The sequence below is a fragment of the Streptomyces sp. NPDC031379 genome (assembly GCF_055569615.1).
Genome location: NZ_JBVIIT010000020.1, coordinates 165,543 through 187,379, shown reverse-complemented (window position 1 = coordinate 187,379; position 21,837 = coordinate 165,543). Strand labels below are relative to the sequence as shown.

16 protein-coding genes and 1 pseudogene are annotated in these 21,837 nt (G+C 73.2%); 2 read left to right on the top strand and 15 right to left on the bottom strand.

Annotation, left to right across the window (positions count from 1 at the left end; all coding sequences use genetic code 11):
* Nucleotides 1-20 precede the first annotated feature (20 nt).
* Both ACZ5CW_RS27545 and ACZ5CW_RS27540 read left to right on the top strand, forming a co-directional pair.
* Nucleotides 21-251 (top strand): response regulator transcription factor, encoded by a 231-nt coding sequence (locus ACZ5CW_RS27545; RefSeq protein ID WP_468605899.1) that lies wholly within the window; start codon nucleotides 21-23, stop codon nucleotides 249-251.
* A 107-nt stretch (nucleotides 252-358) separates the two neighbouring features.
* Entirely contained in the window at nucleotides 359-772 is a 414-nt protein-coding gene (locus ACZ5CW_RS27540; protein WP_468605896.1) for an SRPBCC family protein, read from the top strand.
* A gap of 34 nt (nucleotides 773-806) precedes the next feature.
* On the opposite strand, the gene ACZ5CW_RS27535 is transcribed toward ACZ5CW_RS27540, so the two are convergent.
* From ACZ5CW_RS27535 to ACZ5CW_RS27465, 15 genes and pseudogenes are all read right to left on the bottom strand, one after another.
* Nucleotides 807-4,859, bottom strand: a complete 4,053-nt coding sequence (locus ACZ5CW_RS27535; RefSeq protein WP_468605964.1) for a molybdopterin-dependent oxidoreductase — start codon at nucleotides 4,857-4,859, stop codon at nucleotides 807-809.
* A gap of 352 nt (nucleotides 4,860-5,211) precedes the next feature.
* Nucleotides 5,212-6,348 (bottom strand): sugar phosphate isomerase/epimerase family protein, encoded by a 1,137-nt coding sequence (locus tag ACZ5CW_RS27530; RefSeq protein ID WP_468605894.1) that lies wholly within the window; start codon nucleotides 6,346-6,348, stop codon nucleotides 5,212-5,214.
* Nucleotides 6,345-7,641 (bottom strand): annotated as a pseudogene (locus tag ACZ5CW_RS27525) (alkaline phosphatase family protein). The gene ACZ5CW_RS27530 and the pseudogene ACZ5CW_RS27525 overlap by 4 nt, the downstream one beginning before the upstream one ends.
* On the bottom strand, nucleotides 7,638-8,807 hold the full coding sequence (gene eboE / locus ACZ5CW_RS27520; protein ID WP_468605892.1) for a metabolite traffic protein EboE: 1,170 nt from the start codon (nucleotides 8,805-8,807) through the stop codon (nucleotides 7,638-7,640). The pseudogene ACZ5CW_RS27525 and the gene eboE overlap by 4 nt, the downstream one beginning before the upstream one ends.
* Before the next feature lie 2 nt (nucleotides 8,808-8,809).
* Nucleotides 8,810-9,658 (bottom strand): TatD family hydrolase, encoded by an 849-nt coding sequence (locus ACZ5CW_RS27515; RefSeq protein WP_468605890.1) that lies wholly within the window; start codon nucleotides 9,656-9,658, stop codon nucleotides 8,810-8,812.
* Nucleotides 9,658-10,299, bottom strand: a complete 642-nt coding sequence (locus tag ACZ5CW_RS27510) for an EboA domain-containing protein (RefSeq protein WP_468605888.1) — start codon at nucleotides 10,297-10,299, stop codon at nucleotides 9,658-9,660. The genes ACZ5CW_RS27515 and ACZ5CW_RS27510 overlap by 1 nt, the downstream gene beginning before the upstream one ends.
* Nucleotides 10,296-11,177, bottom strand: coding sequence for a sugar phosphate isomerase/epimerase family protein (locus ACZ5CW_RS27505; protein ID WP_468605886.1), 882 nt, complete (start codon nucleotides 11,175-11,177; stop codon nucleotides 10,296-10,298). The genes ACZ5CW_RS27510 and ACZ5CW_RS27505 overlap by 4 nt, the downstream gene beginning before the upstream one ends.
* Complete coding sequence (locus ACZ5CW_RS27500) at nucleotides 11,174-12,016, bottom strand: SCO3242 family prenyltransferase (RefSeq protein ID WP_468605884.1); 843 nt, start codon at nucleotides 12,014-12,016, stop codon at nucleotides 11,174-11,176. The genes ACZ5CW_RS27505 and ACZ5CW_RS27500 overlap by 4 nt, the downstream gene beginning before the upstream one ends.
* Nucleotides 12,013-13,137 carry an inositol-3-phosphate synthase gene (locus ACZ5CW_RS27495; RefSeq protein WP_468605882.1) on the bottom strand — a complete coding sequence of 375 codons (1,125 nt, stop codon included), beginning with the start codon at nucleotides 13,135-13,137 and terminating at the stop codon, nucleotides 12,013-12,015. The genes ACZ5CW_RS27500 and ACZ5CW_RS27495 overlap by 4 nt, the downstream gene beginning before the upstream one ends.
* A gap of 157 nt (nucleotides 13,138-13,294) precedes the next feature.
* The gene (locus ACZ5CW_RS27490; RefSeq protein WP_468605880.1) at nucleotides 13,295-15,781 is read right to left on the bottom strand and encodes a PQQ-dependent sugar dehydrogenase; all 2,487 of its coding nucleotides are present in this window, start codon (nucleotides 15,779-15,781) and stop codon (nucleotides 13,295-13,297) included.
* Between the two features lie 93 nt (nucleotides 15,782-15,874).
* Nucleotides 15,875-16,873 carry a sugar phosphate isomerase/epimerase family protein gene (locus tag ACZ5CW_RS27485; RefSeq protein ID WP_468605878.1) on the bottom strand — a complete coding sequence of 333 codons (999 nt, stop codon included), beginning with the start codon at nucleotides 16,871-16,873 and terminating at the stop codon, nucleotides 15,875-15,877.
* Nucleotides 16,874-16,887: 14 nt separating this feature from the next.
* Complete coding sequence (locus ACZ5CW_RS27480) at nucleotides 16,888-18,108, bottom strand: Gfo/Idh/MocA family protein (protein WP_468605876.1); 1,221 nt, start codon at nucleotides 18,106-18,108, stop codon at nucleotides 16,888-16,890.
* A gap of 77 nt (nucleotides 18,109-18,185) precedes the next feature.
* Nucleotides 18,186-19,226, bottom strand: coding sequence for a substrate-binding domain-containing protein (locus ACZ5CW_RS27475; protein ID WP_468605874.1), 1,041 nt, complete (start codon nucleotides 19,224-19,226; stop codon nucleotides 18,186-18,188).
* A 17-nt stretch (nucleotides 19,227-19,243) separates the two neighbouring features.
* Nucleotides 19,244-20,263, bottom strand: coding sequence for an ABC transporter permease (locus ACZ5CW_RS27470; protein ID WP_468605872.1), 1,020 nt, complete (start codon nucleotides 20,261-20,263; stop codon nucleotides 19,244-19,246).
* Nucleotides 20,260-21,777, bottom strand: a complete 1,518-nt coding sequence (locus tag ACZ5CW_RS27465; RefSeq protein WP_468605870.1) for a sugar ABC transporter ATP-binding protein — start codon at nucleotides 21,775-21,777, stop codon at nucleotides 20,260-20,262. Before ACZ5CW_RS27465 ends, ACZ5CW_RS27470 begins: the two co-directional genes overlap by 4 nt.
* Between the last annotated feature and the right edge of the window lie 60 nt (nucleotides 21,778-21,837).

Here is a 21,837-nt window from a genome sequence, read left to right as displayed (position 1 = left end):
CGTCCGCCGGAGGAACCCCCATGAGCGCCACTCTCGCCCTTCCGCACACCGCAGCCCCCGCCCCCGCGCTGGCTCCGCGCGAGCGGGAGACGCTCCGGCACATCGCCGCCGGCCGCACCTACCTGCAGACGGCCCGCCACATGGGGCTCTCCACCCACACCGTCGACGCCTACCTGCGCCGGATCCGGGCCAAGCTCAACATCACCAACACCGCCGAGCTGACCCGCATGGCGATCTCCCTGGGCCTGTGACCACCCGCGCGAGGGGGTTCTGCCGCCCGATCGCGGTGGGGCTTTTCGGTCCCCGTCAACGGGGCACGCGGTCGGGGTACGACTTCCGACCGGAGGGCGGTACGACCATGGCCGAGTACGAACGTTCCCGCACGATGCCCGCACAGCCCGAGCACGTCTTCGACCAGGCGGCCAACGTCACCCAGCTCGACGCCTGGCTCCCGGACGCCCTGCACGTCGACGTGGAGGACCCGCCCGCCGTCACCGTCCACGAGGACCTCTCCGGCCAGGACATGCCGGCCCTGCTGCGGTCCGAGCCGGACCAGATGCGCCTGGAGTGGGGCACCCGGGGGCAGGGCAGCTACGCCGGCTGGCTGCAGGTGGCCGGCATCGGCAGCGGCGCCAGCGAGGTGACCGTGCACCTGTCCTTCTTCGAAGCCGGCCACGACCCGGGCGAGCAGGCGGTGTACGACGCGCTCGACGGCAGTCTGCGGCGCCTGGAGGAGCAGGTGCGGATGCGCGTCGACCACACGGCCGGCTGAGAGGTCGTCGCCCCCGGACTTCGGCCCGCCGTCGTCAGTACACGTCCCGCACGTAGCGCTTGTCGGCGGCGAGCTGTTTCACGTACGCCGCCGCCTCGGCCTCCGCCATGCCGCCGTGCACGGTGGCGATCTCCCGCAGGGCCTGGTCGACGTCCTTGGCCATGCGGGAGGCGTCGCCGCAGACGTAGAAGTGGGCGCCGTCCCTGAGCCAGGACCACAGCAGCGGGCCGTGTTCGCGCATCCGGTCCTGCACGTAGAGCTTGGCGCGCTGGTCGCGGGAGAAGGCGGTGTCCAGGCGGGTGAGCGTGCCCTCGGCGAGGAAGGCGGTCAGCTCCTCCTCGTAGTAGAAGTCGGTCGCCCGGTGCTGTTCGCCGAAGAACAGCCAGTTCGGGGCGCGGTGGCCGCGGGCCCGGCGTTCCTCCAGGAAGCCGATGAAGGGCGCTATGCCGGTGCCGGGGCCCACCATCACCGCCGGCGTGGCGGGGTCGGCGGGCGGACGGAAGTGCGGCGCCCGCTGGACACGGACGGGCACCGGGGTACCGGGCTCGGCGTCGGCGAGGAAGGGGGAGCACACGCCCTGGCGGGGGCGGCCGTACAGGTTCTCGTAGCGGACGACGGAGACCGTCAGCGACACCAGAGCGGGGTCCGTCAGAGGGCTGGAACATATGGAGTACAGGCGGGGCTGGAGGCGGCCCAGTACGTCGGCCCACTCCTGCGCCCCCGCCCGGACGCCGAACTCGGTGACCACGTCGACGGCCTGGCGTCCCCAGGACCACTGCGCCAGCTCGCCCTTGTTGTCCGGCCGCAGCAGCTTCCGCAGCTCGCGGGGGTCGCGGGTCCGGTCGGCGGCGAAGCGCAGCAGGTCGCCGGTGACGCGGCTGATGTCCAGATGGCGCAGCAGCGCCTCGGCGAAGGGCACCTCTCCGGCGCTCTTGACCCGCACGGTCGCGTCCGCGTCCAGACCGGTGACGGCCAGCCACTCCGTCACGAGGTCCGGCTGGTTGACCGGGTGGACGGCCAGGGCGTCCCCGGCCTCGTAGACGAGCGGGGTGGCACTGTCCCGGGTGTCGAAGGTGAAGCGCCGGACCTCCTTGCCCGCACCGGGCAGGCTCAGCAGGCGGTTGCCGGTGAGGCGGGCGGTGAGAGAGGCGGGACGGCTCGGCCGGGGGGCCGCCGGGGCCGCGGGGGCGGGGGCGGATGCCGGCCGCTCGGGGTTGCGCAGGGCGGTGAGCACCTGGTCGAGCCAGGCTTCCGCCTCGGGTTCGTACTCCGGTTCGCAGTCGGTGCGCGGCGCCAGCCGTACCGCGTCCAGCTCCGCCATCCGCCGGTCGAGACGGCGGCCGTGGCCGCAGAAGTCGTCGTAGGAGGAGTCACCGAAGGCGAGGACGGCGTAGCGCCTGCCCTCCAGGCGCGGGGCGTCGGACGCGGCCAGGGCGTCCCAGAACCCGGCGCCGTTGTCCGGGGCGTCGCCGTCACCGAAGGTGCTGGTGATCAGCAGCAGGTCGGCCTCGGACGGCAGCGCGGCGGGGTCCGCCTCCGCCATGGGCAGGAGGGAGGCGGGATGTCCGTCCGCGGTGAGCCGCTCCGCGGTGGTGGTCGCGAACTCCTCGGCGTTCCCGGTCTGCGAAGCCCACAGGATCAGGATCTGGCGGCGCGCAGAGGCCACGGGCGGGGCGGCCGGACCCGGCGAGCCGCCGACGCCGTACGCCGGGGAAGGCATCGCCTCGGCCCTGGAGTACATCCCGGCCAGCACGCCGTTGACCCACTGGGCGTGCTCCGGGCTGAACGGGGCGTCCGGCGGGAGCACCGGCACGCCCGTGGCGCCCGACGGGATGCCGGCCAGGAAGCCGGTCAGATACCGGCGCTCGTGTGCGGCCAGGACCGGCGGCGGCGCGGGTTCCAGACCGAACGGGGCGGCAGCGGCGGAGGCGGCGGGCGCCGGAGGGGCCGCGGTGGGCGCCAGAGCCTGTGCGGCGGCCGGGGCCGCAGTGCGCAGCGTCACCGGGGTGGCCACCTTGGTCAGCGACACCGCGCAGACCTTGAACTCGGGCTGGAACGACAGCGGGTCGACGGCGTCACTGGTCACCGCGTTGACGCTCAGGTACTCCCCGAACAGGTCGTTCCAGTGGAACGGCGCGAAACAGCAGCCCGGCCGCACCCGGTCGGTGACGACCGCGGGCAGCACGGCACGCCCGCGCCGCGAGGCGACCTCCACCGAATCCCCCTCGGCGAGGCCCAGGGCGGCCGCGTCCTGCGGGTGCACCTCCACGAAGGGACCCGGGTCGAGCTTGTTCAGCTTGGCCACCTTGCCCGTCTTGGTCAGGGTGTGCCACTGGTGCTGGAGGCGGCCGGTGTTGAGCACGTACGGGTAGTCGTCGTCGGGCAGCTCCGCCGCCGGGATGTGGGGCCGGGGGTAGAAGACCGCACGGCCGCTCGCGGTCGGGAAGGAGAGCGTGCCGTCCTCGCCGACGTACCGGACCGGATTGCGGTCGGGTCCCTGCGCGCTCGCCGCCGGCCACTGCACCGGGGTGGTGCGCAGCCGCTCGTAGCTCACACCGCGCAGGTCCCAGCCGGTCGCCGGGTTCCAGGCGCGCTTGATCTCATCGAAGACCTCCTCGGCGCTGTCGTACGTGAAGCCGTGGTCGTACCCCATCGCACGGGCCACCGCGGCGATGATCCGCCAGTCCGCCGTCGCCTCGCCGGGCGGGTCGGCGGCCGGCTGGGCGAGGGTGAGGTTGCGCTCACTGTTGATCAGGACGCCCTCGGTCTCCGTCCACAGGGCGCCGGGCAGGACGACGTCGGCGTACGCGTTCGTCTCCGTCTCGGCGAACACGTCCTGGGTGACGACGAACTCGGCGGCCTCCAGGCCCTCGATGACCGTCTTGCGGTGGGCGACCGAGGCGACGGGGTTGGTGCAGATGATCCAGCAGGCCTTGATGTCGCCGTCGGCCATCCTCTGGAACATCTCGACCGTGCCCTTGCCGACACCGTCGGCGCGCAGGGCGCCCGGTTCCAGCTCCCACAGCTCCTCGACGAAGGCCCGGTCGGCGGCGGCGAGCACGGACCGCTGTCCGGGCAGCCCCGGCCCCATGTAGCCCATCTCGCGGCCGCCCATGGCGTTGGGCTGTCCGGTGAGGGAGAAGGGCCCGCTGCCGGGGCGGCAGATCGCGCCGGTGGCGAGGTGCAGGTTGACCAGGGCGTTGGTGTTCCAGGTGCCGTGCGTGGACTGGTTCAGGCCCATCGTCCAGCAGCTCGTCCACTCCCCCGCCTCGCCGATCAGCCGCGCCGCCTCGCGGAGGTCGTCCTCCGGGATGCCGGTGATCTCCGCGACGGTGGCGGGCGGGTAGTCGGCGAGGAGGGCGGGCATCGCCTCCCAGCCCTCGGTGTGTGCCGCGACGAACCCGGTGTCGATGTGACCGTTCGCGTGCAGCAGGTGCAGCAGCCCGTTGAGCAGCGCGAGGTCGGTACCCGGCCTGATCTGCAGGAACAGGTCGGCCTTGGCCGCGGTGGCGGTGCGCCGCGGGTCGACGACGATCAGCCTGGCGCCCGCCGACTTCACCCGCTCCATCATCCGCAGGAAGAGGATGGGGTGGCAGTCGGCCATGTTCGAACCGATGACGAAGAAGACGTCGGCCCTGTCGAAGTCCTGGTACGAGCCGGGCGGTCCGTCCGCGCCGAGCGACAGCTTGTAGCCGGTACCGGCGCTCGCCATGCACAGCCGGGAGTTCGACTCGATCCGGTTGGTCCGGATGAAGCCCTTGGCCAGCTTGTTCGCCAGGTACTGCGCCTCCAGGCTCATCTGCCCGGAGACATACAGGGCGACCGCGTCGGGGCCGTGCTCGTCGACGATGCGGCGCAGCCGACGGGCCGTCTCGGCGACGGCGGCCGCCAGGGGCGCGGGCTGCGGCTCCTCGCCGCGGTCCGGCCGGACGAGCGCGGTGGTCAGCCGGCCGGGGGCGGCGAGCATGTCCGCGGTGGTCGCGCCCTTGGTGCACAGCCGGCCGAAGTTCGCCGGGTGCTCCTTGTCCCCGGTCGCCTTCAGGACGGTACGCCGTCCGTCGGGTCCCGTGCCGACGTCGAGGACCATGCCGCAGCCCACTCCGCAGTACGAGCAGACCGTCCGCACCCTCGTCGTGCCCTCACGTCGCGAGCCGGGCGCGGCCACGGGCGCCTCCCTTGCTTTTCCTGTGCTCGACCTGATGTCACCTTCCGTGACGGTACGAACCGCTCATTACGCGGGTGTCTCCGCACCTGATCATCAGGGGTTAAGCACACCGCACAGGGTCCGGCGGGCGGGTGTGAGCGCAGGGGTGCCGGCCCCGGCGGACCTGGCGCGGGGACAGCGGGCGAGGGCCCCCCGGGGTCCGTCGGGGAGGCCCTCGTGCCCGGTACCCGGTGCCCGGTGCCCGGTGCCCGGTGCCAGGTGCGGGGTGCCGGTGTCAGCGGCGCAGGGCCGCCAGGTTGCGGTAGCCGATGGCCGCGTGTTCCAGCGACTGGGCGGGGGCGGTGGCGCTCGGGGCGTTGTCCTGCTCGACCATCGGGTGGTGCTGGTTGCGGTGGCCGACGCGGGAGAAGAACCGCCGGTAGTCGATGACGCCGGTGCCGAACGGGACCATGTCGTAGCCCATCCCGTTGGTCGTGTTGACGACGCCGTCCTTGGCGTGGAAGAGCGGATACCGCTTGTCGTGGCAGGTCACCAGGCGTGCCGGGTCGAAGACGTCGGTCTGCGTGGAGCCGTCGTGGGCGGTGTAGGTGCGGAACTTGTACTGGGCCACGTGCGCCCAGAAGACGTCCATCTCCAGCCAGACCAGCTTCGGGTCGGTGATGGACAGGAAGTACTCCAGCTTGCGGATGCCGGAGCTGCGGGTCGGGCGGCCCTGGGCGTCCAGGGGGCCACCGTCGAGGAGGAAGCCGTAGGCCGCGTCGTGGTTGTGGGTGTACAGCTTGAGGCCGGCGCGGCGGGCGATGTCCCCGAGGGCGTGCCACTTGTCGGCGGCCACGTCCCAGTCGGCCTTGTAGGAGCTGCTGGTGGGGTCGGCGCCGGTGCCCATGTGCGCCATGCCGAGGATGTTGGCGATCTCCAGGTGCTTCTTGAAGGTGTCCAGGTCGGCGGTGGTCAGCGGCCAGGAGCCGGGGATGAAGCCGTGGTTGCCCTGGGCGCGCAGGCCGGTGTCGTCCAGCCAGCGGCGCAGCAGCTTGGCGCCCTCGGCGGATTCCAGGTTCGCCCCGCCGGGGGCGCCAGGGTGCTGGCCGTAGCCGGCGAACTCGACCTGCCGGTAACCGAAGCGGGCGAGCTGTTCGAAGACGGCGCGGAACCCGGACGGCAGGGAGGTGGACAGCGGGTCGCGGCCGATGGCGTCACGGACGGTGTAGAGGATGATGCCCCGCTTGTCCGCGGGGACGAGGGCGTGTCCGTTGCCGCCGCCCTCCTGCGGTGCGGCCTGGACGGGGCTCGCGCCGAAGGCGGGGGCGGCGATGGCGCCGGCCGCGACGGCGGTGCAGGTGCTCAGGAAGCGGCGGCGGCCGATGCCGAGGCCGCGGCGCAGGTCTTCGTCGGTGTGCTGGGTGGGGTTCACGGGTGCCTCTCTCTGGACGGGTCGTCGGTGCCGAGACCGGCGAGGTGCAGCAGGAGCGGTTTCACGTCGGTGGCCGCGATGCGGTCGCCGACGGCGCGGGGGGTGGAGCACAGGAGGAGCGGACCGTCGTCGTCGCTCGCCGGGAGGCGGCCATGGCTGCCCCGGATCGGTGCGGGGTCGAGGGGTACGACCGCCATGCGGTAGCGCAGGCCGAGTTTCTTGCGGGCGAGCGCGGCGGCCGCCTTGACCTTGACATAGGGGTCGAGGGGGTCCATGAACAGCTCGACCGGGTCGTAGCCGGGCTTGCGGTGGATCTCCACGAGCCGCGCGAAGTCGGGGGCGCGGGCGTCGTCGAGCCAGTAGTAGTACGTGAACCAGGCGTCCGGCTCGGCGACGGCGACGAGTTCCCCGGAGCGCGGATGGTCCAGGTGGTGGGCCTTCTTGCCCTCGTCGTCGAGGAGTTGCCCGATGCCGGGCAGGCCGTCGAGGGCGGCCCGGGTGGCGGCGAGATCCTCGGGGCGGCGGACGTAGACGTGGGCGATCTGGTGGTCGGCCACGGCGAAGGCGCGGGACGCCATCGGGTCGAGGTACTCCATGCCGTCCTGAGTGTGGACCTCCAGCAGGCCGGCCCGGCACATCGAGATCGGCGGCGGCTCGCAGCGAGCGGGGGTCGTCGGGGCCGTGGCGCTGCAGGTCGTAGTCGAGGTGGGGCAGGTAGCAGAGGGCCAGGTCCGGTTGCCGGGTGCGCAGGACGTGACGGGTGGCGTCGGTGATCCACTGGCTGGAGACCAGGTCCGCGCCCGGTCCCCAGAAGTGGAACAGGGGGAACGTCCCGAGCTTCTCGGTGAGTTCGTCGTGCAGGGCGGGCGGCCGGGTGTAGCAGTCGGGTTCCTTGCGGCCGTCGGCGTAGTAGACGGGGCGTGGGGTGACGGTGATGTCGGTGCCGGCGCCCATGGCGTACCACCAGCAGATGTTGGCGACCGTGTAGCCGGGGTGCAGGCGGCGGGCGGCGTCCCAGACCTTGTCGCCCTCCACGAGTCCGTTGTGCTGGCGCCACAGCAGGACCTCGCCCAGCTCGCGGAAGTACCAGCCGTTGCCGACGATGCCGTGCTCGGCGGGCATCGTGCCGGTCAGGAACGTGGACTGGGCGGCGCAGGTGACGGCGGGCAGCACGGTGCCGAGGTGGGCCAGGGAGCCGGCGGCGGCGAGGGCCTGGAGGTGCGGCATGTGGGTGAGGAGGCGGGGGGTGAGGCCGACCACGTCGAGGACGAGGAGCGGGGTGGGCCCGGTCATGGCAGCTCCTTGAGGCCGAGGTCGGTCAACAGGTCGCGGGCCAGGAAGAGTTCGGCGGCGATGCCGTCGGCGAGCCGGTCCCGGCCGCGGGGGCGCAGGCCGGGCGGGAGCGCCTGCCAGGTGTAGGTCTCGACCTCCAGATGGCGGGTGAGCGGGCGGGGGCCGCCGGCCAGCCGGGCGAGGGCGGCTCGCAGGACGGGGAGCGTGGCGGTCAGCGGTGCTGCGGGGTCCGCGTGCAGCGGGACGTGGAAGTGGGCTCGCCACGGTGCCGTCGTCGGCAGCGCGTCGCCGGTCAGGGCCTCGGCGAGGTCGTCGGTGCCGCGCAGCCCGGCGGGTGCGGGCGTGCGGGTCTGGTGCAGGAAGCGGGGTTCGGCGAACGCGGCGAGGGCCTCGCGGACCTCGGGCCGGGCGGGGTCCTCGGCGTGCAGGGCGGCGGACAGCTGGGCCTTCACGACGGGGATCCGGGCGGCTGCGAGCCCGTCCAGCGCGGCCCTCGGGTCCTCGAAGGACGTGGCGAGGTGGCAGGTGTCGACGCAGACGCCGATGCGGTCGTGACCGACGCGGGTGAGCGGGACCAGGGCGTCCTGGGTGGTCTCCACGATGCAGCCGGGCTCGGGTTCCAGGCCGACGCGGACGGAGCGGCCGGTCAGCTCGGCCAGCGCGTCCAGGCGTGCGCCGAGAGTGCGCAGGGCTTCCTGGCCCGTGCGGGCGCGGTCGGCGGTCCAGGTGGTGCGCCAGCCGAGCGGCAGGGTCGACACACTGCCCTCGGTGACGTCGTCGGGCAGCAGCGCGGCGAGGATCCGGGCCAGGGCGGTGGTGTACTCCAGGCGCGCGGGGTCGGCCCAGTCGGGCTCGTACACGCGGTACTTGACCTCGTCGGAGCCGAACCCTTCGTACGGGAAGCCGTTGAGGGTGACGACCTCCAGGCCGCGCCGGTCGAGTTCGCGGCGCAGGGTGCGCAGTGCGGCGGGGTCGGTGTCCACGGCGCGGGCGGCGTGGTGGGCGAGCCACAGGCCGATGCCGAGGCGGTCGCGGCCGAGCCGGCGCCGGACGGGCTCGCAGTGGTCGCGCAGCTGGGCGAGGACACCGTCGAGGGTCTCGGCGGGGTGGACGTTGGTGCAGTAGGCGAGGTGGACGGTCGTGCCGTCGGGGTGGCGGAAGCGCATCCTCACTCCCCTCCGCGGGCCAGGGAGTTGCCCTCGTGGGTGGCGTCCGGCGGGGCCACCTCCAGGTCGAGGCGGCCGCTGAGTCCGTAGAAGGCGACGGGATTGCGCCACAGCACGAGGTCGACGTCGTCCTCGCCGAAGCCCTCGGCCAGCATCAGGTCGGCCACGCCGCGCGTCTTCAGCGGGTCGCTGCGGCCCCAGTCGGCGGCGGAGTTGACGAGCACCTTCTCGGGCCCGTAGGCGCGCAGGATCTCCACCATCCGCCGCTCGTCCATCTTGGTGTCGGGGTAGACGGAGAAGCCGAGCCAGCCTCCGCTGTCCTTGGCCTCCTTGACGGTGGTCTCGTTGAGGTGGTCGAGAAGGACGCGGTCCGCGGGCAGGGCCGACTCGCGGACGGCGTCGAGGGTGCGGCGCAGGCCCGCGAGCTTGTCGCGGTGCGGGGTGTGCACGAGCGCGGGCAGGCCGTGGTCGGCGGCCAGCTGGAGCTGGGCCGTGAGGGCGTCGTCCTCGGCCGGCGTCATCGAGTCGTAGCCGATCTCCCCCACGGCCACGACCTGGTCCTTGACGAGATAGCGGGGCAGCTCGTCGAGGACGGGGACGCAGCGGGGGTCGCCCGCCTCCTTCGGGTTGAGGGCGAGGGTGCAGTGGTGGGCGATGCCGTACCGGGCGGCGCGGAACGGCTCCCAGCCGAGCAGGGAGTCGAAGTAGTCGAGGAAGGAGGCGGGCGAGGTGCGGGGCTGGCCGAGCCAGAACGACGGCTCCACCACCGCGCGGATCCCGGCGGCCCGCATGGCCTCGTAGTCGTCGGTGGTCCGGGACGTCATGTGGATGTGCGGGTCGAACGGGCGCATCAGGACTCCTTGCGGGACTCCGCGGTGGCCAGGGCCAGCACGCGGTACAGGCCGCTGGGGACGGGGCGGCCGGCGGCGGTGCGCTCGGCCGCGAAGTCGGCGAGCATCCGGGCGAGTTCGGCGTCGGCGCGGGCGCGCTCGGCAAGACCGGCCACCGCGTCGACGGGGACGCCCGTGAACAGGCACTTCAGGACGGCGTGCCGCCAGCCGTGGGCGTCCAGGTGGCGTGCCGCGTACGGGCCGACGGCGGCGGCGAGCAGCCGGGTGTCGTTGGTGCGCAGGGCGTCCTCGACCAGCGGGACCGCGTCGGCGCCGGGTACGAGATGGGGCAGGGCGAGGAGCACGGCCCGGCGTTCGGCGGCGGTGCCCTGCCGGTAGACGCGGGTGAGGGCGGCGGTGTCGGCGCGGGCCGCGTGCAGGATCAGGACGCGGGCGGCGTCGGCGTACCGGCTGCCGCACCGGCGTCCGGCCTCGGCGAGGCGCAGTTCCCACACGGAGATCGGCCCGTGGCCGCCGGGATGGTCGGCGGCCTCGCCCAGGGCTCGCTGGAACCAGTCCCGGGCAGCCGGCTCGAGGTGCGTGTCGAGGTCCTCGCGCAGGGCGCCGAGGGAGAGCGCCGTTGCGGCGGTCGAACGGGTCACGGGGTGCTCCCTTCGGGCGCGGCGGCCCGTGTGCCGTCCGCGGCGCGGCGGAGGAACGGCAGAGAGGTGGCGGCGTGGTGCGGGCCCGCGTGGGAGTGGCGGGGCAGTTCCACGACGGTGAGGCCCTGGTAGCCGGTGGCGGCGAGGGCCGCGAGGACGGGCGGGAAGTCGATCTCGCCCTCGCCGAACGGGAGATGGTCGTGGACACCGCGTCGCATGTCCTCGATCTGCACGTGCCGCAGCCAGGGCGCGGCGGCTCGCACGCAGTCGTCGGGCGGCAGGGGCTCCAGGCACTGGCAGTGGCCGATGTCGAGGGTGAGGCCGAGGGCGGGCGGGTCGCCGAGAAGGCGCCGCAGACGGTGGAAGTCGGCGAGGGTGGCGAGGAGGTGTCCGGGTTCGGGTTCGACGGCCAGGGGGATGCCGGCCATGTCCGCGGCCTCCAGCACCGGGGTGAGGGAGGCGGCGAGCCGCTGCCAGGCCGTGGCCGGGTCGGTGAGGGCCGGCGGAACGGTTCCGCTGAAGCAGTGCACGCCCCGCGCACCGAGGTCGGCCGCCACCCGGACCGCGCGCAGGAGCAGGTCCGCACGGCGGGCGCGGGCCTCGGGGTCCGGGTCGAGCAGCGAGGGCCCGTGCTTGCGGCGCGGGTCGAGGACGTACCGGGCCCCGGTCTCCACGGTGACGTCGAGCCCGAGTTCGGCGAGGCGTGCGGCGATCCGACGGGTACGGTCGGCGAGGCCGGGGGCGAGCGGGTCGAGGTGCATGTGGTCGAGGGTGAGGCCGACGCCGTCGTAGCCGAGGTCGGCGAGCAGGGCGAGGGCGTCGTCGAGCCGGAGGTCGGCGAGGCCGTTGGTGCCGTAGCCGAAACGCAGGGCGGTCATGTGACGCTCACCTTCCTGGCGAGCCTCGCCGCGAGCGGCCCGAGGGCCGCCGTGGCCAGGGCGCCGGCGGTGGCTCCGGCGCGTGCGGCGAGCGCGGCCTGCAGGGGCACGGTGGCGCGGATGCCGGCGCCGACGGCGCGTCGGGTGAGCGGGGGTGAGGGGTTGAGGGAGGCGTGCAGATAGGGGCGGGCCGTGGTCGTGGCGTAGGTGAGGGCGAGGGCGGTGGTGAGCGGGCGGTCGGGGACGATCCGGGTCAGGGCGGCCGTCGTGGCCAGTGCCGCCAGCGGGGGCAGCGGGGAGCCGTGGCGGGTCTCCTGCCGGGAGACGGCCGTGACCGCGAGGGTGTGGGTGCCGAGCAGGGCCGCCGAGGGCAGGGCGGGGCGGAGCCGTCCGGCGGTGGCGGCGGCGCCGAGGAGGAGGTCGAGGCCGCGGGCGGCGGCCATCGCGAAGGGTCCCGCCGGGGTGCGCTTGAGGAGCAGGTCGTACGACCACACGGTGGCCGCGAGCGGGACGGCGACCGTCAGCGCCGGGCGGCCCGCGCGAGCCGCCAGCGCGAGGCCGGCGGCGGTGAGGGCGCAGGCCGCGGTCAGGGCGGCGGCGGGGCGGATCCTGCCGGACGGCAGGGGCCGGTGCGGGCGTTCCACGGCGTCCTCGGCGCGGTCCGCCCAGTCGTTGAGCGCCATCCCGGCCTCGTACAGGCACAGGGAGGAGCCGACCGCGAGCGCCGTGCGCCGGCCCGGGCGGGCGGAGACGGCCGCCGCTCCGGCGAGGGCGTCCCCGGGCACGGTGAACAGGGCGGGCAGGCGCAGGAGTTCGGCCCAGGCGCGCGTCCGGCTCACCTCGTCTCCCCCAGCTCGCGTGCGAAGCGCTTCAGTTGGGCGAACTGATCCGCGAGACCCGCCGGTGCGTCCCCGACCGGGTCCTTGAAGAAGAAGGCGAGTTCGGCGAGTGCGCCGGTGCGGCCCGTCTCGTGGGCGCGGGCGACCAGGCGGGCCAGGTCGAGCACCAGGGGGGCGGCGAGCGCCGAGTCGCAGCCCTGCCAGATGGTCTGGAGGACCATGCGGGTGCCGAGGAAGCCGTCGAAGGCGATGTGGTCCCAGGCGGTCTTCCAGTCGCCGAGCGCCGGTACGTCGTCGATGTGGACCTCGCCCTCGGGGACGCTGCCGAGGGTGTCGGCGAGGACGCGTTCCTTGCCCGCGTTCTTCGCCGCTGCGGCGGCGGGGTCGGCGAGGGCGGCGCCGTCCCCGCCGCCGAGGAGGTTGGTCCCGGACCAGGCGCGGACCGGCAGCGCCCGCTGGGCGAACATGGGTCCGAGGACCGAGCGCAGGAGGGTCTGGCCGGTCTTGCCGTCGCGGCCGGCGGACGGCAGTCCGCTCGACGCGGCGAGCGGGGCCAGGGCGGGATGGTGCAGACCGGTGGACGGGGTGAAGTCGACGTACGGGCAGCCGGCGCGCAGGGCGGCGGCCGCGTAGAGGGAGCTGGGCGGGAGGCCGGGGCCGGTGGCGACCGGTTCGGTGGAGGCCACGTTCACCACCACCGCGCGGGTCAGCCCGTGGCGGCGTACGAAGTCTCCGATGTCGGCGGCGAACACGGAGATCAGCGCCTCCTCGTCCCGGGTGTCTCCGGGGAGCGGGCCGCCGGGGGCGATCTCCCGGTCGGCGGCGGTGAGTTCGGCGGTGACCGCGGCCGGGAGGCCGGGCGGGAGGACTCCCCCTTCGGCCAGTTGTTCGGCGCGTTTGGGCAGGGGGCAGTCGGTGGTGTCGTGGCCGCCGAAGACGAGGGAGGACAGTGCGGGCAGGCCGCCGGCGGCGAAGGCGGGGGTCTCGGTGACCAGGCCTGCCGGCGGGCGCAGACCCGCGGTGACGGCGGCGCACCCGGCCACGACGGTGGTGGCGACGGAGCCTCGGGCTCCGATCAGCCAGACGCCGACACGCGGGGGTCGGGAGTGGGGTGCGGACATGGGCAGCCTCCTTCGCTGTGCCGGCACTCCGGTGTGCCACGAGGGCGGAGAGGGAGGGTCGGTGAGCGGCGGGCGGGAGTCCGGCGTCTCCCGCCCGCCGCCGTTCAGGAGCCCTTGACGGGCGGCTCCTTGGTCCGGACGGCGCGGGCGGGGCGCCTCAGCCGGTCGTGACGGTGAAGTCGTCCACGTCGAACAGGGCTCCGCTGCCGCCCTTGAAGACCAGGTAGAGGGTGGTGGTGCCGCGCGGTGCGCGGGACAGGCCGGCAAAGACGTCCTGGTAGGTGTCCCAGCCGCCGGTCACGGGCACGGTGGCCTTCCCGAGCAGGGTGCCGGTCGCCGACCCGGCGCGGACCTCGAGGGTGCCGCCGGCACCGCCGGAGGCGATGCGCGCGGTGATCTTCTTGGCGTCGGACAGGGCGTACGGGGTGAAGGCGATCCAGTCGCCGTTGCCGATGTCGCCGACGACCTTGGCGCCGTGGGCGCTGTCCCGGGCGGTCACCGTGACGCCGGAGCCGGTGTCGAAGTGCTCGGCCTGGCGGTGGCGGGGCTGGAGGACGTTGCGGTCGTGCGTGGTGAGCGGGGCCTGGCCGCCGCCTCCGCCGTCGGTGTACTGGGCGTCGAGGACGCCGAAGATGTTGGCGTTCTCGTCGTGTCCGCCGTCGGCGCTGGTCCGGAGGGTGCCGGAGCAGCCCTGGGCGGAGGTCAGCGGGTGGCCGTGGGTGTCGTGGCCGAGGATGAAGGTGACGGTGACCTTGGAGCAGTCGATCGTCCTGCCGTCCTCGGGGTCGGTGACCTTCACCTGGAACGGGATGGCGTCACCGAAGCTGAAGAGCTTGCCGTCCTGGGGGAGTTGCAGTGTCACCGTGGGCGCGGTGTTGCCGACGACGACCTGGACGCTCGCGCTGCCGGTGCGGCCGGTGGTGTCCTTGGCGGTCAGGGTGGCGGTGTAGGTGCCGTTCTTCTTGTACTTGTGCGTGGGACCGGCCGCCGTCGAGGTGGCGCCGTCACCGAAGTCCCAGCTGTAGGTGAGCGCGTCGCCGTCCTGGTCGCCGGTGCCGGCCGAGGAGAACGTCACCTTCAGCGGCGCCTGCCCGGAGGTGTGGTCGGCCGCGGCCTGGGCCACCGGTGAGTGGCCGTCGGTGGCGTTCTCGATCCGGTACAGCCCGGAGTTGTCGTCGCCGCCGAACCAGGAGGTGCCGTAGTCCAGCACGTAGAGGGCGCCGTCGGGTCCGAAGGCCATGTCCATCACCTGGGTGCCGCTCCAGGGGACGTCGTCGATCGCCTGCACCGTGCCGTCGGCGTCGCTGGTGACGCGCTTGATCCAGCGTCGGCCGAACTCGCCGGCGAAGAAGTCGCCGTCGTAGGCCTCGGGGAACTTCACGGGCGAGTCGAGCGCGGGGTCGTAGTGGTAGACCGGGCCGCCCATCGGGGACTCGGAACCGTCGCCGAACTCCGGTACGGACGGGCCGTCGTACGGGATCCAGGCGGGCTGGGCCGGGGGCAGGTCGGTCAGGCCGGTGTTGTGCGGGGAGTCGTTCTTCGGCGCGGAGCAGTCGAAGGGGGCGCCGGAGGTCTTCGTCGCGAAGTCGTAGTCGACGTAGACGTCGTTGGCGCCGGTGCAGTACGGCCAGCCGAAGTTGCCTGGCTTGGTGACGCGGGCGAACTCGACCTGGCCGGCCGGGCCACGGCCGGGGTCGGCGGCGCCGGCGTCGGGGCCGTAGTCGCCGACGTAGAGGATGCCGGTCTCCTTGTCGACACTGAACCGGAACGGGTTGCGGAAGCCCATGGCGTAGATCTCGGGGCGCGTCCTGTCCGTGCCGGGCGCGAACAGGTTGCCGTCCGGGATCGAGTAGGAGCCGTCGGCCTCGACCTTGATGCGCAGGATCTTGCCGCGCAGGTCGTCGGTGTTGCCGGCGGTGCGCTGGGCGTCGAAGCCGGGGTTGCGGTCCGCGCGCTCGTCGATCGGGGTGTAGCCGTCGGACTGGAAGGGGTTGGAGTCGTCGCCGGTCGACAGGTACAGGTTGCCGGCCGCGTCGAAGTCGATGTCGCCGCCGACGTGGCAGCACAGGCCGCGGGTGGTGGGCACGTCGAGGATCTTCTTCTCGCTGGCCGCGTCCAGCGTGCCGTCGGTGTTCAGCACGAAGCGGGAGAGCCGGTTGACGCCGTCGAAGGGGGCCAAGTCGGCGGCGGTGCCGGTCTCCGGGGCGTCGCCCGCGGGGGTGTTCAGCGGCGGGGCGTAGTAGAGGTAGACGAACCGGTTGTGGGTGAAGTCCGGGTCGACGCCGACGCCTTGCAGGCCTTCCTCGTCGTGGGAGTAGACGGCCAGTTTGCCCGCGACGCGGGTGTTGCCGGCGGCGTCCGTGAGGCGCAGTACGCCGTCGCGGGAGGTGTGCAGGACCGAGCGGTCCGGGAGGACGGCGAGCGACATGGGCTCGCCGACCTCCGCCGCGCCCTTGGCGAGGGTGACCTGCTGGAAGTCCTCCGCCGCCGCGGTGGTGTCCTGGTCGGCGACGGCTGCGCCGGCCTGGGGGGTGGTGAGGGTGAGGGTGGCGCCCGCGAGCAGGACACCGCCGAGCAGGGCGATCGCCCTGCGCAGGCGTGGTCTTGGGGTTCCGGTCCGGGTGGTGCGGTCGTTCCCGTGCACGAAAGGCCTCCAGAGTGGGGCTGGTTGTACGGGGCGGGTGGGTACGCCGGGATGCGCCGTCATCCCGGAGCGGTGGGGAGCTGACCGGGTCGGTCAGGAGGAGAAGGCCGCGTCGAACGAGGCCGACGGCGGCTCGAAGTCGTAGGCCTTCAGGCGGGCGAGGGCCTCGGGGGCGCCCTGCAGCCGGTCCATGCCGGCGTCCTCCCATTCGACGGAGACGGGGCCCCGGTAGTCGATGGAGCGCAGCATGCGGAAGACGTCCTCCCAGGGCACGTCGCCGTGTCCGGCGGAGACGAAGTCCCAGCCGCGGCGGGGGTCGCCCCAGGGCAGGTGGGAGCCGAGCCGGCCGTTGCGGCCGTCGAGGCGCTTACGGGCCTCCTTGCAGTCCACGTGGTAGATCCGGTCGCGGAAGTCCCACAGGAAGCCGACCGGGTCGAGGTCCTGCCACACGAAGTGGGAGGGGTCGAAGTTCAGGCCGAAGGCCGGGCGGTGGTCGACGGCGTCGAGGGCGCGGTGGGTCGTCCAGTAGTCGTAGGCGATCTCGCTGGGGTGGACCTCGTGCGCGAACCGCACGCCCTCGGCGTCGAAGACGTCGAGTACGGGGTTCCAGCGGGTGGCGAAGTCCTCGTAGCCGCGCTCGATCATCGACTCGGGGGCGGGCGGGAACATCGCGACCAGGTGCCAGATCGCGGAGCCGGTGAAGCCGATGACGGTGTCGACGCCGAAGGCGGCCGCCGCACGGGCGGTGTCCTTGATCCGGTCGGCGGCGCGCTGCCGCACGCCTTCCGGGTCGCCGTCGGCCCAGATCTCGCCCGGGAGGATGGCCTGGTGGCGTTCGTCGATGATGGCGTCGCACACGGCCTGGCCGACGAGGTGGTTGGAGACGGCCCAGCACTTCAGGCCGTACCTGTCGAGAAGCTGGTGACGGGACTTCACGTAGCCGGGGTCGGCGAGGGCCTTGTCGACCTCGAAGTGGTCTCCCCAGCAGGCGAGTTCGAGGCCGTCGTAGCCGAAGTCGCGGGCGAGGCGGCAGACCTCCTCCAGGGGCAGGTCGGCCCACTGGCCGGTGAAGAGCGTGAACGGGCGCGGCATGGAAACGGGCCTCCTCAGTCCGCGACGGGTGTGTAGACGGAGTTCTTCTCGGCGCTGTCCTCCACCGCCGCGAGGACGCGCTGGACCTGGAGTCCGTCGGCGAAGGAGGGGTCGGGGCGGCGGCCCTCGGCGATGGCGTGGACGAGGTCGCGGGCCTGGTGGACGAAGGTGTGCTCGTAGCCGAGGCCGTGGCCCGGCGGCCACCAGGCGTCCAGGTAGGGGTGGTCGGGTTCGGTGACGAGGATCCGGCGGAAGCCGGCCTCGGCGCCGGGCCCGGTGGCGTCGTGGAACCACAGCTCGTTGAGCCGTTCCAGGTCGAAGGCGAGCGAGCCGCGCTCGCCGTTGAGTTCGATGCGCAGGGCGTTCTTGCGGCCGGTGGCGTACCGGGTGGCCTCGAAGGAGGCGAGGGCGCCGGAGGTGAAGCGGCCGGTGAACAGGGCGGCGTCGTCGACGGTGACCGTGCCGGTGCCGGCGGCCGACACCGCCGTCAGGCCGCTGCTCGCCCCCGTGGGCAGCGGGCGTTCCCGGACGAAGGTCTCCGTCAGGGCGGACACGCCGGCGAGCCGCTCGCCCGCCAGGTACTGGGCGAGGTCGACGATGTGGGCGCCGAGGTCGCCGAGCGAGCCGGAGCCCGCGTGCTCCTTGCGCAGCCGCCAGGTCAGCGGGAACCGGGGGTCCACGAGCCAGTCCTGGAGGTACGTCACCCGGACGTGGCGCAGGGTGCCGAGCCTGCCGTCGGCGACCATCCGGCGGGCGAGCACGGTGGCGGGCACCCGGCGGTAGTTGAAGCCGACCATGGCCAGCAGGCCGCGGCCGTGGGCCTCTTCGGCCGCCCGGGTCATGGTCTCGGCCTCGGCGACGGTGTTCGCCAGGGGCTTCTCGCACAGGACGTGCTTGCCGGCGGCCAGCGCGGCGACGGCGATCTCGGCGTGGCTGTCACCGGGGGTGCAGATGTCCACGAGGTCGACGTCGTCCCGGGCGATCAGCGCACGCCAGTCGGTCTCCACGGCCGCCCAGCCGTGCCGGTCGGCCGCCGCCCGCGCGGCGGTGCCGTCGCGGCCGCAGAGCACGGCCAGGACCGGCCGGCGGGGCAGGTCGAAGACGTGTCCCGCGGTGCGCCAGCCCTGGGAGTGGGCGGCGCCCATGAAGGCGTAGCCGACCATGCCGACGCGCAGCGGTGGTTTCCCGGTCTCCGATGCCGCCTCCGGATCGGCTGACTGCTGCGGCTGTTCCATGCGCTCGTCCTCCTCTTGGTCGTGGCGCGGTGGGGGGTGGTGGTCATCGCGCGGTGGGGGGTGCGGGCGGGAGTGGCTCACCGGAAGCCGGTGGGCATGTACCGGTCGACGTTGGTCTTGTCGACGACGGCCGAGTAGAGCGTGATCGACGCGGGGATCTCGAACTCGGCGAGGCCGCCGACGCCCTTGCCCTGGCCGAGGGCGCGGGCGAGGTCGATGGCGGAGGCGGCCATGGTCGGCGGGTACAGGACGGTCGCCTTCAGCACGCCGTCGTCCTGCTTGATGGCCTGGAAGGCGGAGAGCGCGCCGGCGCCGCCGACCATCAGGAAGTCGTCCCGCCCGGCCTGCTGGATGGCGCGGAGCGCGCCCACGCCCTGGTCGTCGTCGTGGTTCCACAGGGCGTCGAACTTCGACTGGGCCTGGAGGAGCTGGGCCATCTTCGCCTGGCCGGACTCGACGGTGAAGTCGGCGGCCTGGCGGGCGACCTTCCTGATGTTCGGATAGTTCTTCAGGGCGTCGTCGAATCCCTGGGTGCGCTGCTTGGTCAGCTCCAGGTTGTCCAGGCCGGCCAGTTCGATGACCCGGGCGTTCGGCTTGTCCTTGAGTTTCTCGCCGATGTAGTGCCCGGCGTTGAGGCCCATGCCGTAGTTGTCGCCGCCGATCCAGCAGCGGTACGCCTGGGCGGAGTTGAAGATGCGGTCGAGGTTGACGACCGGGATGCCGGCGCGCATCGCCTTCAGGCCGACCTGGGTGAGCGCCTTGCCGTCGGCGGGCAGCACGACCAGGACGTCGACCTTCTTGTTGATCAGGGTCTCGATCTGGCCGATCTGCTGGGCCGTGTCGTTGGAGCCCTCGGTGATCTCCAGGGTGACGTCGGAGTACTTCTTCGCCCGGCTCTCGGCGTTGTCGTTGATGGCGTTGAGCCAGCCGTGGTCGGCCTGGGGTCCGGCGAAGCCGATCGTGACGTGCTTGCCGGGCTTGTCGTCGGCGGCCGGCTGCTCGTTCGCCGCGGGCTTGTCGTCCTTCGTCTCGTTGCTGGTGCAAGCCGTGAGCAGGGCTCCCGCGGAGACGGCCGCGGTCCCGAAGAGCAGTCCTCTGCGACTGGTGATGTGCGACATGGCGGTGAACCCTTTCCTCAGGTCGTGCTCGCGGTGCGGCGCTGGACCAGGACGGCGGCGACGATGATCGCGCCCTTGGCGATCTGCTGGACGTCGCTCTGGAGGTTGTTCAGGGCGAAGATGTTGGTGATCGTCGTGAAGATCAGCACGCCCAGCACGGAGCCGGTGATGGTGCCGCGGCCCCCGCTGAGCAGGGTGCCGCCGATGATCGCGGCCGCGATGGCGTCGAGTTCGTACAGGTTGCCGTTGGTGTTCTGGCCGGAGCCGGCGAGCACGACGAGCAGGAAGGCGGCGATGCCGCAGCACAGCCCGGACAGCAGGTACAGACAGAGCCGCTGGCGGCGGACGTCGATGCCCGCGAGCCGGGCGGCCTCGGCGTTGCCGCCGACGGCGACGGTGCGCCGGCCGAAGGTGGTCCGGTTGAGCAGGAGCCAGCCGGCGATCGTCACGATCGCGAACACCAGGACGAGCGGCGGGACGCCCAGCACATAGGAGTCGCGCTCGCCCAGCTTCAGGATGCCGTCGACGGTGACGATCTGGGTCCTGCCGTCGGTGATCTGCAGGGCGAGCCCTCGGGCCGAGGCCAGCATGGCGAGGGTGGCGATGAAGGGGACCACCCCGCCGTAGGCGACGAGCAGTCCGTTGACCAGTCCGCAGCCGAGGCCGACGACCATCGCGGTGAAGAGGATGCCCGCGAAGCCGTATTCCTGCGTGGCCACGGTGGTCGCCCAGACGGAGGAGAGGGCGACGACGGCGCCGACGGAGAGGTCGATGCCGCCCGAGGTGATGACGAAGGTCATGCCGACGGTGACCACGCCGATCACCGACGCCTGGGTGAGCACGAGTTGGAGGTTGCGGGTGTCGAGGAACTCGTCCGGCTTGGTGGCGCCGCCGATGACGACGAGTACGGCGAGCACCCCGAGCAGCGAGAGGGTGCGGACGTCGGCGCGGGCCAGCAGGCCGCGCCAGGCGGGGAGCCGGCCGGCCGGCGGGGTCTTGCCGACGGTGTCCCGGGGCGGGGAGACGGGCTGCGTCATGACGCCGGACTTCCTTCCATGACGAGGTCGAGGACACGGTGTTCATCCAGCTCCCGGGCCGGTGCCGTGTGCACGACCCGGCCCTCACGGAGCACCAGCACGCGATCGGCGAGACCCAGCACCTCGGGCACCTCGCTGGAGACGAGGAGCACGGCGAGGCCCTGGTCCGCCAGGCGGCGGACCACCGCGTACAGTTCGGCGCGGGCGCCGACGTCGACGCCGCGGGTGGGCTCGTCGAGCAGCAGCACCCGGCAGCCGCGCAGCAGCCAGCGGGCGAGGACGGCCTTCTGCTGGTTGCCGCCGGACAGGGTGCGCACGGGCACCTCCGGGTTGTCGGGCCGCAGCGACAGCTCACGGGTCGCGGCCCGTGCGGCGCCCCGCTCGGCGCGCCGGTCGATCCAGCCGGCCCGGGCGAAGCGGGACAGGGCGGAGACGGAGACGTTCCGGGTGACGGACTCCAGCATCAGCAGTGCCTGTGCCTTGCGCTCCTCGGGCGCGAGCCCCAGTCCGGCGCGTACGGCCGAGCGGACACTGCCGGCTCGCAACGGCCGCCCGTCCATGAGGACCTGCCCTGCGGTGGGCTTGCGCGCGCCGTAGACCGTCTCCAGGATCTCCGAGCGTCCGGAGCCGACCAGTCCGGCGAGGCCGACGATCTCCCCCGGCCGCAGGTCCAGGTCGAGCGGGGCGAACTCGCCGTCGCGGGCCAGGCCCCGCACCCGCAGGACCGGCTCCGCGACGGGTGCCCGGGCGGGCCGCTCCGGGAAGACGTACTCGACGTCGCGGCCGGTCATGAGGGCGACGACGTCCCGGGTCGGGGTGGTCTTGGCGGGCAGTCCCCCGGCCACCGCCCGCCCGTCCTTGAGCACGGTCACCCGGTCGCCGATGCGGCGGATCTCCTCCAGCCGGTGCGAGATGTAGACGACGGCGACACCGTCGGCCGTGAGGTCACCGACGATCCGGAAGAGGTTGTCGACCTCGTCGGGGTCGAGCGCCGCCGACGGCTCGTCCATCACGATGAGCCGGACGTCGTGCGAGAGCGCCCGGGCCATCGAGACGATCTGCTGCTGGGCCGCCGGCAACTCCCCGACCAGCCGGGCGGGATCGATCTCCGGATGCCCGAGCCGCCTGAGCAGCCCGGCCGTCGCCGTACGCGCCACCTTGCCGCGGACGACGAATCCGGCGGTCGTCGGCTCGTGGCCCAGATGGACGTTCTCCGCCACCGACAGGTGTTCCACCAGGTCGAGTTCCTGGTAGATGGTGGCGATGCCGAGGCGCATGGCGGCGATCGGGGAGCGCAGGGTGACCGGCTCGCCGCGCCAGCGGATGGTTCCGCCGTCCGGCTGGTGGGCGCCGGCCAGCACCTTGATCAGGGTGGACTTGCCCGCGCCGTTCTGGCCGAGCAGGCAGTGCACTTCACCGGCCTGGACGTCGAGGTCGACGCCGTCCAGGGCACGGACGCCGGGGAACGACTTGGTGATCCCGGACATGCTGAGCAGGGATGGTTCTGATGCCATGTGGGTTCCCCTCGGCGGACGTGCGGGCCGGTGTCAGGGCGTGCCGCGCCTACGGCTGGG